The following is a 14,807-nucleotide window of genomic DNA, read 5'->3' as shown; positions in this document are numbered from 1 at the left end:
ATGACGCAAAACAGCGCCCATACGGGCAAACTCTATGTGGTCGGCACACCCATCGGCAACTTGGGAGACCTGTCCCCGCGCGTTGGCGAGGCGTTTGCCGCCGCCGATGCCATCTGCTGCGAAGACACGCGTGTGACGTCAAAGCTGCTAATGCACCTGGGTATCTCCAAGCCGCTTGTCCGTTGCGACGAGAATGTGATCGCCAGCCGCGCCGCCGGCCTGGTCGACCGTCTGCTGGCGGGGGAAACCCTCGCCTTTGCCTCGGACGCCGGCATGCCGAGCGTGTCCGATCCCGGCCAGGCGCTGGTCGAGGCAGCGCGTGAGGCCGATGTACCCGTCGAAGTTATCCCCGGGCCCTCTGCTTGCGTCACGGCGCTCGTTTCGTCCGGCATTCCCTGCGAGCAATTTTTCTTTGAGGGCTTTTTGGGCCGCAAGCACGGTGACCGCGTGCGCCGTCTGCAGCGCCTTGCCGTGGTGCCCGGCGCGCTCATCTTCTACGAGTCTCCACATCGCATCGTGGCGACGCTCGAGGCTGTGGCCGAGGTCTTTCCCCAGCGTGAGGTTGCCGTCTGCCGCGAACTCACCAAGCTACACGAGGAGGTCTTGCGTGGGCCCGCCGCCCAGCTTGCCGAGGAGTTGCGTGCTCGTGGCGAGGTAAAGGGCGAGATTGCGCTGGTCATCGCGCCGCCGAGTGAGGACGAGGAGGCCGGCATCGTGCCGGCTGGCGCTGCGGCGGCAGATCCCGACGAGGCCCTGCGCGAGGATATCCGCGCCGCGCTCGAGGAGGGGGAGCCCGCTTCTGCGGTGGCCAAGCGCCTGTCTCAAAAGTATTCGCGCCGCAAGCGCGATGTCTATGCCATGGTGCTCGATATGCAATAGATGGAGGATATCCAGCCCTTGCGCTAGAATCATCCCCTGTATGCAACGTTTTTCTGGAGGACTAACCCCATGGATCAAAGCAAGCCTTCGTTCTTTATCACGACGCCCATCTACTACGTCAACGCCGATCCGCACCTGGGCACGGCTTATTCCACCATCATCGCCGACGTCCAGGCTCGTTATCGCCGCTCTGCCGGTTACAACGTCAAGTTCCTGACCGGCATGGACGAGCATGGCGAGAAGGTCGCCGAGGCCGCAGCCAAGCACAACATGACGCCGCAGGAGTGGACCGACAGCCAGGCTCCGCACTTCAAGGAGTTGTGGAACAAGCTCGAGATCTCCAACGACGACTTCATCCGCACCACCGAGCCGCGCCAGCATCATGCCGTACAGTACCTGTGGGAGCGCATGAAGGAGTCCGGCTACCTGTATAAGGGCAGCTACGATGGTTGGTATTGCGTGCCCGACGAGACCTACTTCACCGATACGCAGGTCCAGAAGGGTGACGAGGAGTACGGCAGCGTCGGTCAGCACCTGTGCCCCGATTGCCACCGTCCGCTTGAGCGCGTGCAGGAGGAGTCTTACTTCTTTAAACTTTCCGCCTTCCAGGACAAGCTGCTCAAGCTCTATGACGAGCACCCCGACTTTGTTGAGCCTGCGTTCCGCATGAACGAGGTGCGCAGCTTTGTCGAGGGAGGCCTCAACGATCTTTCCGTGAGCCGCACGAGCTTTGACTGGGGCATTCAGGTTCCGTTTGATGAGGGCCACGTGACCTACGTGTGGTTCGACGCCCTGCTCAACTATATGACGGCTGTCGGCTACGGTGTCGACACCGACGAGGCCCGTGCCGAGCTGGCCTATCGCTGGCCCGCGCAGTTCCACATCGTGGGCAAGGACATCATCCGCTTCCACTGCGTCATTTGGCCCGCCATGCTCATGGCCATCGGCGAGGCCCTGCCCGAGCATGTCTTTGCCCACGGCTTCCTGACCGTGCGCAACGCCGAGACCGGCAAGGCCGAGAAGATGTCCAAGAGCCGCGGCAACGCCATCGCTCCGCAGGACGTCATCGACATGCTGGGTGTCGAGGGCTATCGCTATTACTTCATGACCGACGTGGTGCCCGGCACCGACGGCGCCATCAGCTTCGATCGCATGGAGCAGGTCTACAACGCCGACCTGGCCAACAGCTGGGGCAACCTTATCTCGCGTTCGCTCAACATGAGCGGCAAGTACTTTGACGGCTGCGCGCCCGCCAAGCCCGCATCGTTCGATGCGTTCGACAACCCGCTGGCAAAGATTGCCGATGGCCTGGTTGAGCGCTATATGGCCAAGATGGACGTGCTCGATTACGGTGGAGCCAAGGACGAGGTCATGGAGCTCATCCACGCCGCCAACCATTACATCGAGGACTCCGAGCCTTGGGCGCTTGCCAAGGACGAGGCCAAGGCTGACGAGCTCGCGTTTGTGATCTACAACCTGCTCGAAGCCATCCGCATCGCCGCCCACCTGCTGATGCCGCTCATGCCTCAGACTTCTGCCGAGGCTCTGCGCCGTCTGTCCTGCGAGGACGAGGCCGCAAGCGACGATCTCAAGGGTATTTGCGCTTGGGGTCTGCTTGCCGGCGGCGCTCCCGTCGAGAAGGGCGAGCCGCTGTTCCCGCGTCTGGGCTAAGACACCGCGCGCCATATCGGCAATTCGCAGTTTAGGTGTAAGGGCATGGCCGCAACGGTCCATGCCCTTTTGTTTCAAGACGTCGCCACCATGCTAAGGAGGCAACTATGACAACTTCGCCTTTGGCAAACCCCACGGCAACAAGGGAGCTGCTGGAGGAGTTTGGCCTTGCGACCAAGCATCGCCTGGGCCAGAACTTTCTAATCGACAACCATGTGATTGAGCGTATCTGCGAGCTTGCCGAGCTTGCAGGTGACGAGCGCGTACTCGAGGTGGGTCCGGGTGTTGGCACGCTCACGCTTGCGCTGCTGCAGGAGGCTGCGTGCGTCACGTCGATCGAGGCCGATCCCGAGCTCGAGCCGGTGCTCGATGCCCATGCTGCCGACTATGCCAACTTCCGCTTTATTATGGGCGATGCGCTCAAGGTGGGCCCGGAGCAGATTGAGCAGGCTGCTGGCGGCGAGCCCACGGTATTTGTCGCGAACTTGCCCTATAACGTGGCGGCGACGATCATTTTGCAATTTTTCCAGACGATGCCGGCGCTCAAGCGTGCCGTCGTCATGGTGCAAAAGGAGGTTGCCGATCGCATTGCCGCGACGCCGGGCAATAAGACCTATGGCGGCTATACGGCAAAGCTCGGCCTGTATACGCAGGTGACGGGTCGCTTTGAGGTGCCGCCGCGCTGCTTTATGCCGGCGCCGCATGTGGACTCAGCCGTCGTGCGCATCGACCGCGTTGACGGCGTGGTGCCCGAGGGGCTCGATTGCGAGTTTGTGGCCCGCGTGATCGACGCCGCATTTGCTCAGCGTCGCAAGACTATCCGCAATTCCATGAGCGCCAACGGCTTTGCCAAGGACGTGCTCGATGCCGCCTTTGAGGTTTGCGGTATCGCGCCGGCCACGCGAGCCGAGACACTCGATGTTGCCGACTTTGTCCGTCTGGCCCAGGAGCTCATCCATGATGCCTAATGCCGAACGTGTGACGTTTACCAAGAAAAAGAAAACGGTCGCCTGTCCGGAGCCCTTGGCGCCGCTTGCCGACACGCACGCGCATCTGCTTTCGTTCTGGGGCAAGGATGTGCCCGAGACGCTCATGCGTGCCAAAGCGGCGGGCGTCGACCTGTTGGTGACGGTCTTCGACCCTATTGCCGATAAGCGCAGCGTGACGGACTATAGCGACTGGCTGACGCGCGAGATTCTGCCGATGCAGGATATCCCGCAGATCAAGTATCTTGCCGGCGTGCATCCGTATGGCGCGCCGGACTATACCGACGATGTTCACGCACAGGTCGTTGCCGCACTCGATGACCCCTTATGCGCCGGTATTGGCGAAATCGGCCTGGACTACCACATGGACTATGACGACGATATCGCGCCGGCGCCCCATAACGTGCAGATTGACTGTATGGCGCGCCAGCTCGAGCTTGCCGTGTGCCGTAACGTGCCGGTGGAGCTGCATCTGCGTCACGAGGACACGGACCCGGAGCGTACCTCGCACGTGGACGCCTACAACGTGCTTCGTGAGGTGGGCGTGCCCCAGGCCGGTTGTGTGCTGCACTGCTTTGGCGAGGACCGCGCCACGATGGAGCGCTTTGTGGAGCTGGGCTGCTATATCGCCTATGGTGGTGCGGCCACCTTTAAGCGCAACGACGACGTGCGCGAGGCATTTGCGGCGACCCCGCTCGACCGCATTTTGTTCGAGACGGATTGCCCGTATATGGCGCCGGAGCCCATTCGAGGTCTTGAGTGCGAGCCGGCAATGATTTCAATCACGGCAAACACGCTGGTCAACGACCGTGTCGATCGCACTGGTGAGGACGCCGAAACAATCGCGCAAGCCGCTTGGGAAAATGCTTGCAAACTTTTTCAAAAATAGTTCTTGCGTTCACGGTGGCGCTCCGTTATTCTAATTCCTGCACGCGGGCGTGGCGGAATTGGCAGACGCGTACGGTTCAGGTCCGTATGGGGGCAACCCCATGAAGGTTCAAGTCCTTTCGCCCGCACCATTGATTGAGAAAGCTCCCAGCAATGGGAGCTTTTCTGTTATGGGCCCATCGCGGGGACTTGAACCTGCGAAGGAGCGAGCGCAAAGAAAACGCGGAGCGTTTTTAGCGAGCTGGCGAGTCCGCCGGCAGGCGGGCGAAGCCGGTGCGGATCCGCGAAGCGGATACGCGGACGTCCTTTCGCCCGCACCATTGAATGAAAGAGCTCCCAGCAATGGGAGCTTTTTTGTTACGGGCCGTTTTTGGCAGATTTGACCTATCGATTTCGCGCGGTAGATGCCCCTGCGGTCAAAAAGTGGCAAATATGAGTACTGGCACGAAAATAGAGACATTTCACGAAGCCATTTTTGCTCATTTTACGCAACAGATGTACGCTAATTTGACTCAATCATGAGACGAAATGAAGTAATTTCGATAGACTTCGGGTTCAAAGAGGCGATTTTGACCCAAATACGCTGTTACTAAACTGGTAACAGTACTCATATTTGGTCTTTTTTGACCACGGGTCCTCTTGTTGGTGTCACACAGCTGCTTCGTGCGGGTATCCTAGTCCCAACGTGTGCCTATCAGAGGAGAGACCATGCTGTTTTCCGGTATCATCGCCGCCCTTACCAGCCTTTTGATTCCCATCATCATCCTGTTGCTGCTGCTGCCCAGCGCCTGCTATGTCGTTGAACAGCAGCATGCTGTGATCATCGAACGCTTAGGCAAGTTCAACCGCATCGTCAACGCGGGCTTCCACATGAAGGTGCCCGTAGTCGACCGTAAAGCTGCCACGGTGAGCCTGCGCACGATGAAAAACGGTTTTGGTATCGACGTTAAGACTCAGGACAATGTGACTATCGGCCTCGAGGTCTCGGCTCAATATCACGTGAGCTATGACATGGGTGCTGGCCCGGCGGATTCGGGCATCTACAAGAGCTACTATATGCTGCAGGAGCCCGTCGACCAGATGCGTGACTTCATCACCGACGCCCTGCGCTCTTCGATTCCCGTCTACACACTCGATGAGGTCTTTGCCAAGAAGGATGACATCGCCAAGGATGTTAACGCTACCGTTTCCGAGCAGATGGCTGCCTACGGCTTCACCCTCGTGTCGACGCTCATTACCAAGATCGCACTGCCGACTGAGGTCGAGAACTCTATGAACGACATCAACGCCGCCCAGCGCAAGCGCGCTGCGGCACAGGAGCTCGCCGAGGCCGACCGCATCAAGCGCGTCACCGAGGCGACCGCCGAAGCCGAGGCCATGGAAAAGGCGGGCGAGGGCATCGCCAACCAGCGCAAGGCGATCGCTCTGGGCATTAAGGACTCGCTCGAGATTATCCAGGAGACAGGTGTTGGCAACGATGAGGCCAACCAACTGTTCATGTTTACGCAGTGGTCCGAGATGATGACGGAGTTTGCTCGCATGGGTAAAACCTCGACGGTCGTGCTGCCGAGCGACTTCTCGCAGTCGGCCTCTATGTTCGAGCAGATGCTGACCGCCGGCAAAGTTCAAAACGGTTCGAAGGAGTAGGCACGCGTGAAATACACCGTCGTTTGTGTTGGCAAGCTCAAAGAGCGCTTTTGGAAGGACGCGTGTGCCGAGTACACCAAGCGCCTGGGCGCCTATGCCAAGGTGGATATCCGCGAGGTGGCCGATATCGACCCTGCCAAGGCGGGCGGCGTGGATGCCGCGCGTGACAAGGAGGGGGCGGCGATTCTTGCTGCCTTGCCGTCTCGAGCGCATGTGATCCTGCTGGCTATCGAGGGCAAGGAGCGTTCGAGTGAGGAGCTCTCGGCGAGGCTCGACGATCTTATGCTGCGAGGCAGTAGCGACATTGCCTTTGTAATCGGCGGTTCGGACGGCGTGAGCGATGACGTGCGCGCACGAGCCGACGAGATGCTCAGCTTTGGACGTATTACCTTGCCGCATAACCTGGCGCGTGTAGTGCTGCTAGAGCAGATTTACCGTGCCTGCAAGATCAGCCGTGGCGAGCCGTATCACAAATAGGTCGGCAATACGAAACAGTGACGTGGGACAATACCTTTCGTTTTGAGGAATGTGTCTGAGAGGACTATGTGATATGAAGATCGGATTTGTCGGTTTTGGCAATATGGCGAGCGCCATGGCCGATGGCTGGATTGCCGCCGGTGTGACTGCGAGCGACATGTGCGCCTGCGCGGGCCGCTACGACGCCTTGGTTGAGCGCTGCGAGGCGCGTGGGATGGTCGCCTGCCATGATGCGGCGGAGGTTGTCGCCGCATCTGATATCGTGGTTGCTGCGGTCAAGCCGTACATGATCGAGAAGGTCTTCGCTCCGCTCAAGGACATTCTTGCCGACAAGGTTGTCCTTTCGGTCGCCTGGACTTGGGACAGCGCCAAGTGGGAACAGGTCCTGCCGGGTGTCGCGCACATCTCGACGGTGCCCAACACGCCGGTTTCAGTGGGCGAGGGCGTTATCGCCTGCGAGAAGTCCTCTACGCTCAACGACGAGCAACGTGCTGTTGTGCTCGACCTGCTCGGTAGGCTTGGCGCCGTCGTCGAGCTCGACACGAGCCTGCTGTTTGTGGGCGGTACCGTGGGCGGTTGCGCACCGGCATTTGTCGCCATGGCGATTGAGGCCTTGGGCGATGCGGCCGTCAAGCACGGTATCCCGCGCGCCGATGCCTACCGCATCGTGAGCCAGATGGTGCTGGGTACGGCAAAACTGCAGCTTGTAGGCGGCCAGCATCCTGCGGCGATGAAGGATGCCGTATGCTCGCCCGGCGGCGCCACCATCAAGGGCGTCGTCGCGCTCGAGGACGCCGGCATGCGCAGCGCCCTGGTCAAGGCCATCGACGCCACCCTCCAGTAAACCTGCCATTTAGGGACAGGTTTATTTTGGCAGGTTTTTCCTGCGGTTTTGTCTTGTGTGGAAAAAGCGCCCCACAACTGGCTCAATTCCAGTTGCGGGGCGCTTGCGTTTGCCCAGATAAAACCGACCATAATAAACCTGTCCCTTTTTGGTCGGTTAGTCCCAGAAGCCGTCTTCTTCGTCCTCGGATTTGGGGCCGCGGTCGACATACATCTTATGGGTGCGCTTCTCCATTACAAAGGCAAGAATCGCAAACAGCAGGATGCCGCCGGCGAAAAGGATGGCAAAACCGGTGCGGGTGCCAAACAAAAAGGAAAAAACTGCGTCCATTGGGTGCCTTCTTGCGTAGTTGAGTTGGGTCGTAAACGCTCATAAGTATATACTTGCCCATACATGTACAAGGTTGCAACCTAAATGGAATGTATATCGCCGGAGGATCTGATGCTTGATATCAAGTTTGTTCGCGAGAACCCCGATGCCATCGATGTCGCCATGGCTAACCGCCAGACATCTTGGGATCGCGAGAAGTTCTTTGAGCTCGACGACGAGCGCCGTGCCGTCATCACCGAGGTCGAGGAGCTCCAGGCTACGCGCAACGCCGAGTCCAAGAAGATCGGCGCCCTGATGAAGGAGGGCAAGAAGGACGAGGCAGAGGCCGCCAAGGAGGCCGTGCGCGCCGTCAACGAGAAGATTGACGGTCTGGCCGAGCGCCGAGGCGCTCTCGAGCAGGAGCAGTATGACTTCATGGCTCACCTGCCCAACATCCCTTGTGAGGCCACGCCGTACGGCAAGGACGAGGACGAGAACATTGAGCGCCGTCGTTGGGGCACCCCGCGCGAGTTCGACTTCGACTTTAAGCCGCACTGGGATCTGGGCACCGATCTGGACATCCTCGACTTCGAGCGCGGCAACAAGCTCTCCGGCAGCCGTTTTACCGTTCTCGGTGGCGCCGGCGCCCGTCTTGAGCGCGCCCTCATCAACTTCTTCTTGGACACGCACACGAGTCGTGGCTTCAAGGAGTGGTGGCCGCCCATCGTCGTCAAGCGTCAGACCATGTTCGGTACGGGGCAGCTGCCCAAGTTCGAGGACGACGCTTATCACGTCTCGGGCGACAACTTCCTGATCCCTACCGCCGAGGTTGTGCTCACCAACCTGCACGCCGGCGAGGTGCTCGACGCCGACACCCTGCCGCGCCGCTACACCGCCTTCACCCCCTGCTTTCGCGAGGAGGCCGGTTCCGCCGGTCGCGACACCCGCGGCATCATCCGTCAGCACGAGTTCGACAAGGTCGAGATGGTCAAGTTCGCTAAGCCGGAGGAGTCCGACGAGGAGCTCGAGAGCATGACCGCCGAGGCCGAGTACCTGCTGCAGCAGCTGGGCCTTCCGTATCGCGTGATTAGCCTGTGCACCGGCGACTTGGGCTTCTCTGCCCGTCAGACCTACGACGTCGAGGTCTGGCTGCCGAGCTACAACGCCTACAAGGAGATCAGCTCCTGCTCCAACTGCGGTGACTTCCAGGCTCGCCGCGCCAATATCAAGTATCGTGACCCCGAGAACTTCAAGGGTTCGCGCTACCTGCACACTCTCAACGGTTCCGGCCTGCCGGCCGGCCGCACCATGGCCGCCATTCTGGAGAACTACCAGAACGCCGACGGCACCATTACGATCCCCGAGGTTCTGCGTCCTTACATGGGCGGTCTCGAGAAGATCGAGCCGGTCGCGTAACTTGGCTGCATAGGGGATATGCAAGGGCGCTCCTTCGGGGGCGCCCTATTTCGTGCGCAGGTCCATACCATGCCGTGCGGACAGCTCAATAGAAAACACACGAACAACTGTTCTGTATACAGCCATCTACCTGCTATGCTTTTGCTAAATAAGAGCGAGAGAAAGGGGACGCGATGGAGCTGTTTGATGATCGGGTGGTTTTGTTTGAGAGCGACGAGGGCGGGGAGTACCTGCTTGTAACGTGTGAGCCGTCTGGCATGGGTGGCCTGGTGGTTCGACAGACGAGCGAGGGTCCGTTGACCCAATGGTGCTTTGAGGAGTCGCCGCATGTGGTCGAGACCTTTGTGACGCATGAGGGACTTGTGGCCCTGGAGCATTTCTATGGGGTCCGGACATCTAACCAGGCTGCGCGCATGCTGAGCATCTCGTTTGCCGATTATGATTGTGCCCAGCGGGTGAGATCGCTCCTGAGGGAACTTGATGCTAAGTTTGACGTGATCGAAAAGCCAATCGATCGTACGGGGAACGGTGGTATATGCGGAGCAGCGTGACAAAACTGCGTTCCACAAAAAAGTTTGAGATTGTGCTTGACTCCAATAAGCTAAAGTGGTTTTATATGTCTTGCGTTGCGGCGTTACCTCAGCTGGATAGAGGGTCTGACTACGAATCAGAACGTCATAGGTTCGAATCCTATACGCCGCACCAATTGAAATTGAAAGCCTCCGGTGACGGGGGCTTTTCTTTTAGGCGGACGCCGCATGGATTCGAACCTCGGTCGAGGCGCGAGCGTCTTAATCATCATTTCGTAAAATTTTTCCAAATTGTCGCTTGACCCATCGAGGGGTCACGTGCATAATAATCCGTGCGTTGCGGCGTTACCTCAGCTGGATAGAGGGTCTGACTACGAATCAGAACGTCATAGGTTCGAATCCTATACGCCGCACCAATTGACTTTAAAGCTCCCGGCAACGGGAGCTTTTCTTATATCGCGATGCGTCGAAGATCGCATCAAGGGGTCAAAATGAGTAAAAATCAAATTCAATAACTTTTTTCGAAAATTGCTTGACCTTTATTCAGTCGATGTGCATAATAATCAACAAGTCGCGGCGTTACCTCAGCTGGATAGAGGGTCTGACTACGAATCAGAACGTCATAGGTTCGAATCCTATACGCCGCACCAATTGAAATTGAAAGCCTCCGGTGACGGGGGCTTTTCTTTTAGGCGGACGCCGCATGGATTCGAACCTCGGTCGAGGCGCGGGCGTGAAGCGGACGATTTCTTATCGACTCGTGTAAGATTCCGAGTAGGTATCGCGGCCTATCCGCGACCGCTCCTTCTCTAGACGACCGATCAGGGTGATATTTCGTGGCAGAGCGTCCGACATACAAGCTCAGGTTTCTCGATCCCAAGAAGCGCTTTCCGGCGATGCCCGAGCAGCCTGCGGGACGCTCATATGGCGTGGTCTGGAAACTCTTTGGCGAGGATCAGCATGAATCTTGTTATGTCGTCGAGTTCGTTGGCAAAAGTCATGTGTCGCTTTTGGGCTACGTAAGCGTTTCGGGTGAGGTGTACAAGGTGGACCGCCCCGTCAGCGAGGCTCCGCTGCCCAACGATCCCGACATGGAACTGGTCCTTGACGAGTCGGATTCCAGTATTGGTGAGATTATGGTAAGGAAAGCCAACGGTGCAATGCGCGCGTGTGCGCAAACTGCCGGATCTCCCGAAGGCCCCATGCGCGAGCAGTCCGACCACGAGACATGGAATTCGACCCGCGCCCTTCCTTACGGTGAGTTCATGGCCTCGATGTTCTTGCGCTACGTGATATTTGCCAACTCCGAAAGCGCTATTGTGAACACGGCGGACGCCGGCGGACTCGACGAGGGTATGCAAAACGTTGTCGACAAGATCAAGCTCGTAAAGTTGCCCGAGCCGGTCGAGGTGTTTTTGGGCTTTAACACGGCACCGCTCCCCGATGCTATCGAGACGCTGCTTTACCGCGTTGACCATGCCGAGAATCCGAGCGGTATCGAGCGCTATGCCGCCGCCCTTATGAGCGAAATTGACTTGCCCCGCCTGCGCACCATTGCCGCCAAGTCAGAAATGAGCCTAGCGCGCATCGACCGCTCAAAGCTTTTCTATCTCAATTTTGATCGCAGTCTTCTCGATCAGGCCGAGATCGATGCCCTGCTTGCCATCGAGTGCCGTCTCAACCGCCTCTCTGGCATCCTTGAGCGCATCGGGGCCGGATTAGGCCCCGTCGCGTCCTCGCCGAGCTTTGAGGGCTGTGCGCTTTTTGATTCGTGGCATATCGCCAAGACGACCAACGATGTCCCCCGTCTGCTCGATACGGCCTCAAGCGATAACCCGTGGGGCAAACCGGGTACGGTGGCTTGCCAGCCGGGCGGTGAGTGGGACGTTCGCACCCGCTTTGCACGTATCGTAGAAGCGCTCAACGTGGTCACACGGCTCGACTATACCTATCGAGTAAATGTTGCCGAGGGGATTATGCTCGTTCGGTTTGGGCGCTCTGTCGTGGATGCCATGCCGCAACGTGAATACGACGCTCAAGATGACGCCTGGCGCGAGCTGGAAGAGGACACGCGTGCGATCTGGGCTGCGGAGCACGATGCGCGCGTGGCGCTCACGCTTGCGGCGGCGTGTTTTGCCGCGGGCACCTGCATCACGCGCTGCTATGTGCAGATTGCTGCTCCCGACAGTGAGCAGGGCGAGCGCGTTGTCGCAACGTATTTCTTTGGGCGCGCGGCCTATCTGGCCGATTGCGTGCCTGTCGCCAAGGATCTTGAGAGCATGGACATGGACGATATGCCGTGCAAGCGTGTGCTTGAGGCCTATGAGTCAACTGCTCCGGAGACGATTGAACCTGCGGAGGTTCATGCTCGTCCGCGTGATGACCATCGCACGCTGCCGCCGGCGCTGCGCGATCTGCTGCTTGCCGATAAGGCTGACGAGTTGGAGGTCATGGAAGAGGACGATGACCCATACGTGGCCCGTGTTGTTGAATTGCGCGAGCAGGCAAAAGTCGACCGTACAGGTGCTTTTGAAGGTTTTTCCCGTCTTGTCGAGGAGTTGGAGGCTAAGTGCGCCGTCGCCGAGCTTTTGGCGACGGGTCCGGTTCAAACGCAGTTTTGTGATAACCAGCTGGTGCGCATGGTGCTACCGGTGTTGGAAGAAGACCGCTCTGTGCGAATCCTTCGTGCGCCCGATGCGCTGTACTTTGCCCAGCACGAGATCTGCAGCTTTTACGCCGAGCAAGAGGACTTTGAACGAGCACTGCCCGAGGTGCGCCATCTTTACGATCTGGCGCGCTCGTCCATGCAGTCTCACTTCGCGCTCATCAACGTGTTGGCACGTCTGGAGCGCTTTGACGAGATTATCGAGGTAGCGCGCCATGGCCTGCGCATTGCAAGCGACCGTACTTCAATCGGTTACCTGTTTTATCGCCTGGCGTTTGCCTATTGGAACTGCGACCAGCTCGAGCTCGCGTTGGCGTGCTACCGCCTGGTGCCGCGCGGCGAGGAGTCGGGCAGCAGCGCGCTGGAAGAAATGCAGGGCCTTATGAACGAGATGGGCGTCAGCGAGCCTCCGACGTTCGAGGAAGCGGTCGAGACCATCCGCAAGGCTGGACTCGAGCTGCCGCCAGTGTCCGCCGTGACGAATCAGCTTGCAGATGCCGCTGTGCAACTGGTCGACAACGGTTTCTTTTTCCTGGCACGCGGTTGTATCTTCCAAATGTGGCGCACCATGGGCAACGACGAGCTCGGCTCCCTCAACCGCTCGCTGGGGTAGGCGAAGCTTTCAAGGAGGAAAGGCTGCTAGGCAATTAGAAAATTTCCTCTTGCCCAACTTCGGCTGTTTGGTTACTATAGAACGGCTGTTACGGAGAGCTGACCGAGAGGCCGAAGGTGCTCGCCTGCTAAGCGAGTATGCCCCAAAAGGGCATCTGGGGTTCGAATCCCCAGCTCTCCGCCAGTAAGACTTTAAAGAAGGGTTCCGAAAGGGACCCTTTTTTAGTTGAACCACGTTAGCTGGGGATTCGAACCCGAGAGGGCACGGGCGTTAAGCAAACGCGAAAGCGTTTGTAGCCCGTGGGCGAAAAGCCGCCAGGCTTTGAAGCCGGAGGGCATGCGTAGCATGCCCGGACATCCCCAGCTCTCCGCCAGTATGAATTGAAAGAAGGGTCCCATTTGGGGCCCTTTTTTATTATCAAGAATGGCGGCTGGGGATTCGAACCCTCAAAAAAGGAGGCATCCTTTCGGATGCCTCCTTTTAATGAGCTTATTATTATTGCGTCCTACACCTCGGGCGCCTTGGCGACGGTCTCGCTTTCTGCCGTGAGTGGGCGGTTGTCGATGCGACGGCCCAGGCGGTCGAGCTTCACGAGTAGCCACTCAATGGGATTCGGCCCCGAGCCTTCCTCGTCGGCAACCAAATCCATGACGGCGATCTTGGTACCGTCCTGCTTGAGCGTAATGCTGCCCACCTTGTCGCCCACATGCACCGTGCCCGAAAGATCGTCGTAGCTAACCTTTTCGGTCACCTCGCCGGCAAGGGAAAACACGGTCGCTTGCGCCGTAGGATCGGCGAGTGTGGCGTCGATCGTCTTATCAGTCCAGTCGGTTTGACCAATGCGCGCCATAAGCGGGTTGCCGTTGGCGGTCTTTTCCTGCGTGTTGGCGATCGCGACCGTCACCTTGTGACCGTAGTACCAATTGGCAAGGGTTGCGGTATCGGTAAAGCGCTGGTCGGTGGTGGTGGAGTTCAAAACGACGGTGTAGATCTCGTCGCCATCGCGGTTGTAGGCACCCGTAAAGCAATAGCCTGCATCGTCGGTAGTGCCGGTCTTGCCACCGATGTTGCCATCTTGGCCCAGCAAATAGTTATGCGTGTCCATGGAATGCGAATGGTCGGTGCCGTCGGCGCCCGTGACCTCGATCCAGGAATCCTCGCTCGCTACGACCTCGCGGATCGTGTCGTTTTTCATGGCCTCCTGCATCATCAGCGCTACGTCGTGTGCGGTTGAGTGCATATCGCCAGCCCACTCATCAAAGTCCAGACCATGCGGGTTTTCAAAAAGCGTACCGGTGCAGCCGAGCTTCTTAGCGCGCTCGTTCATGGCCTTCACAAATGTGGCCTCGGCGTCTTTGGTCTTAGGGTCGATCTTCTTGCCCACATATTCGGCGAGCACGATGGCGGCGTCGTTGCCCGAGGGAATCATCAGGCCGCGCAGCGCCTGCTCCACGGTAAGCTCGTCGCCTTCGAGCAGGCCGGCAGTCGAGTTGCCTACGGTGGCGGCAGCGTTGCTCACCGTGACCTTCTCGTCCATCTTGCAGTTTTCGACGGTCAGGATTGCGGTCATGACCTTGGTGATCGAGGCAATCTTGACCTGCTCATCGGCGCCGCGTCCATAGTAGACGGTGCCGTCCTTGCCCATAACAAGGGCATTAGTTGCCTCGATATCGGGCAGGTTTTCTGTCGTGATGCCGCGGACGTCGGCGGTCTTGCCGCAGACGTCGTCGGTCGTGAGCACTTGGGCGCCGGCGACGGTGGGCACGCCAGCGGTAAGGGCGATGGCGCAGGCAAAGCCGGCGGCAAGCTGGGCGGAGCGTTTTGCAAAAGAGGTGAGGGACTTCACAGATTTCGCTTTCGACGGGATGGTCTCTTCTGGCAC

The 14,807-nt window shown here is 58.8% G+C and carries 12 protein-coding genes and 5 tRNA genes; 15 read left to right on the top strand and 2 right to left on the bottom strand.

Annotation, left to right across the window (positions count from 1 at the left end; all coding sequences use genetic code 11):
* The 8 genes from rsmI to proC all read left to right on the top strand — a co-directional run bounded on the left by rsmI (position 1) and on the right by proC (position 7,392).
* Positions 1–879: a 16S rRNA (cytidine(1402)-2'-O)-methyltransferase gene (gene rsmI / locus DW732_RS00155; protein ID WP_117634283.1), complete on the top strand. Its 879-nt coding sequence runs from the start codon at positions 1–3 to the stop codon at positions 877–879.
* A gap of 69 nt (positions 880–948) precedes the next feature.
* On the top strand, positions 949–2,550 hold the full coding sequence (metG, locus tag DW732_RS00150) for a methionine--tRNA ligase (protein WP_117634281.1): 1,602 nt from the start codon (positions 949–951) through the stop codon (positions 2,548–2,550).
* A gap of 107 nt (positions 2,551–2,657) precedes the next feature.
* Positions 2,658–3,518, top strand: a complete 861-nt coding sequence (rsmA, locus tag DW732_RS00145; RefSeq protein ID WP_118098035.1) for a 16S rRNA (adenine(1518)-N(6)/adenine(1519)-N(6))-dimethyltransferase RsmA — start codon at positions 2,658–2,660, stop codon at positions 3,516–3,518.
* Entirely contained in the window at positions 3,508–4,425 is a 918-nt protein-coding gene (locus DW732_RS00140) for a TatD family hydrolase (RefSeq protein WP_117763573.1), read from the top strand. The genes rsmA and DW732_RS00140 overlap by 11 nt, the downstream gene beginning before the upstream one ends.
* A gap of 43 nt (positions 4,426–4,468) precedes the next feature.
* Positions 4,469–4,555 (top strand) — tRNA-Leu (locus DW732_RS00135).
* Between the two features lie 577 nt (positions 4,556–5,132).
* On the top strand, positions 5,133–6,071 hold the full coding sequence (locus DW732_RS00130) for an SPFH domain-containing protein (RefSeq protein ID WP_117794003.1): 939 nt from the start codon (positions 5,133–5,135) through the stop codon (positions 6,069–6,071).
* 6 nt (positions 6,072–6,077) lie between these two features.
* On the top strand, positions 6,078–6,548 hold the full coding sequence (gene rlmH, locus DW732_RS00125; protein ID WP_022094530.1) for a 23S rRNA (pseudouridine(1915)-N(3))-methyltransferase RlmH: 471 nt from the start codon (positions 6,078–6,080) through the stop codon (positions 6,546–6,548).
* 73 nt (positions 6,549–6,621) lie between these two features.
* Positions 6,622–7,392, top strand: a complete 771-nt coding sequence (gene proC / locus DW732_RS00120) for a pyrroline-5-carboxylate reductase (RefSeq protein WP_117763575.1) — start codon at positions 6,622–6,624, stop codon at positions 7,390–7,392.
* A 156-nt stretch (positions 7,393–7,548) separates the two neighbouring features.
* Here proC and DW732_RS09930 read toward each other — a convergent pair whose 3' ends face one another.
* A complete protein-coding gene (locus DW732_RS09930; protein WP_171025133.1) occupies positions 7,549–7,722 on the bottom strand; it encodes a DUF6724 family protein in 174 nt (57 codons plus the stop codon).
* Between the two features lie 111 nt (positions 7,723–7,833).
* Here DW732_RS09930 and serS point away from each other — a divergent pair, with 111 nt between their 5' ends.
* The 7 genes from serS (at position 7,834) to DW732_RS00085 (ending at position 13,108) form a co-directional block, all read left to right on the top strand.
* On the top strand, positions 7,834–9,117 hold the full coding sequence (gene serS / locus DW732_RS00115) for a serine--tRNA ligase (RefSeq protein ID WP_117734698.1): 1,284 nt from the start codon (positions 7,834–7,836) through the stop codon (positions 9,115–9,117).
* Between the two features lie 173 nt (positions 9,118–9,290).
* Entirely contained in the window at positions 9,291–9,668 is a 378-nt protein-coding gene (locus tag DW732_RS00110) for a hypothetical protein (RefSeq protein WP_117734697.1), read from the top strand.
* 77 nt (positions 9,669–9,745) lie between these two features.
* Positions 9,746–9,822: transfer RNA gene (locus tag DW732_RS00105), tRNA-Arg, on the top strand.
* 164 nt (positions 9,823–9,986) lie between these two features.
* Positions 9,987–10,063, top strand: a tRNA-Arg gene (locus DW732_RS00100).
* A gap of 157 nt (positions 10,064–10,220) precedes the next feature.
* Positions 10,221–10,297 (top strand) — tRNA-Arg (locus DW732_RS00095).
* Positions 10,298–10,483: 186 nt separating this feature from the next.
* A complete protein-coding gene (locus DW732_RS00090; protein ID WP_118098033.1) occupies positions 10,484–12,925 on the top strand; it encodes a lipopolysaccharide assembly protein LapB in 2,442 nt (813 codons plus the stop codon).
* Positions 12,926–13,017: 92 nt separating this feature from the next.
* Positions 13,018–13,108 (top strand) — tRNA-Ser (locus DW732_RS00085).
* A gap of 322 nt (positions 13,109–13,430) precedes the next feature.
* Here DW732_RS00085 and DW732_RS00080 read toward each other — a convergent pair.
* On the bottom strand, positions 13,431–14,771 hold the full coding sequence (locus tag DW732_RS00080) for a D-alanyl-D-alanine carboxypeptidase family protein (RefSeq protein WP_117763578.1): 1,341 nt from the start codon (positions 14,769–14,771) through the stop codon (positions 13,431–13,433).
* Positions 14,772–14,807: the final 36 nt, after the last annotated feature.

The organism is Collinsella sp. AM28-11LB, from assembly GCF_003469895.1.
GTDB lineage: Bacteria > Actinomycetota > Coriobacteriia > Coriobacteriales > Coriobacteriaceae > Collinsella.
The sequence above is the reverse complement of the archived record's forward strand: the minus strand, read 5'-3'. Positions and strand labels throughout refer to the sequence as shown.

Bases quoted from the DNA above. Each gene is read 5' to 3' on its own strand.
- rsmI (WP_117634283.1), top strand. From the start codon at position 1: ATGACGCAAAACAGCGCCCATACGGGCAAACTCTATGTGGTCGGCACA.
- metG (WP_117634281.1), top strand. From the start codon at position 949: ATGGATCAAAGCAAGCCTTCGTTCTTTATCACGACGCCCATCTACTAC.
- rsmA (WP_118098035.1), top strand. From the start codon at position 2,658: ATGACAACTTCGCCTTTGGCAAACCCCACGGCAACAAGGGAGCTGCTG.
- DW732_RS00140 (WP_117763573.1), top strand. From the start codon at position 3,508: ATGATGCCTAATGCCGAACGTGTGACGTTTACCAAGAAAAAGAAAACG.
- DW732_RS00130 (WP_117794003.1), top strand. From the start codon at position 5,133: ATGCTGTTTTCCGGTATCATCGCCGCCCTTACCAGCCTTTTGATTCCC.
- proC (WP_117763575.1), top strand. From the start codon at position 6,622: ATGAAGATCGGATTTGTCGGTTTTGGCAATATGGCGAGCGCCATGGCC.
- DW732_RS09930 (WP_171025133.1), bottom strand. From the start codon at position 7,722: ATGGACGCAGTTTTTTCCTTTTTGTTTGGCACCCGCACCGGTTTTGCC.
- serS (WP_117734698.1), top strand. From the start codon at position 7,834: ATGCTTGATATCAAGTTTGTTCGCGAGAACCCCGATGCCATCGATGTC.
- DW732_RS00110 (WP_117734697.1), top strand. From the start codon at position 9,291: ATGGAGCTGTTTGATGATCGGGTGGTTTTGTTTGAGAGCGACGAGGGC.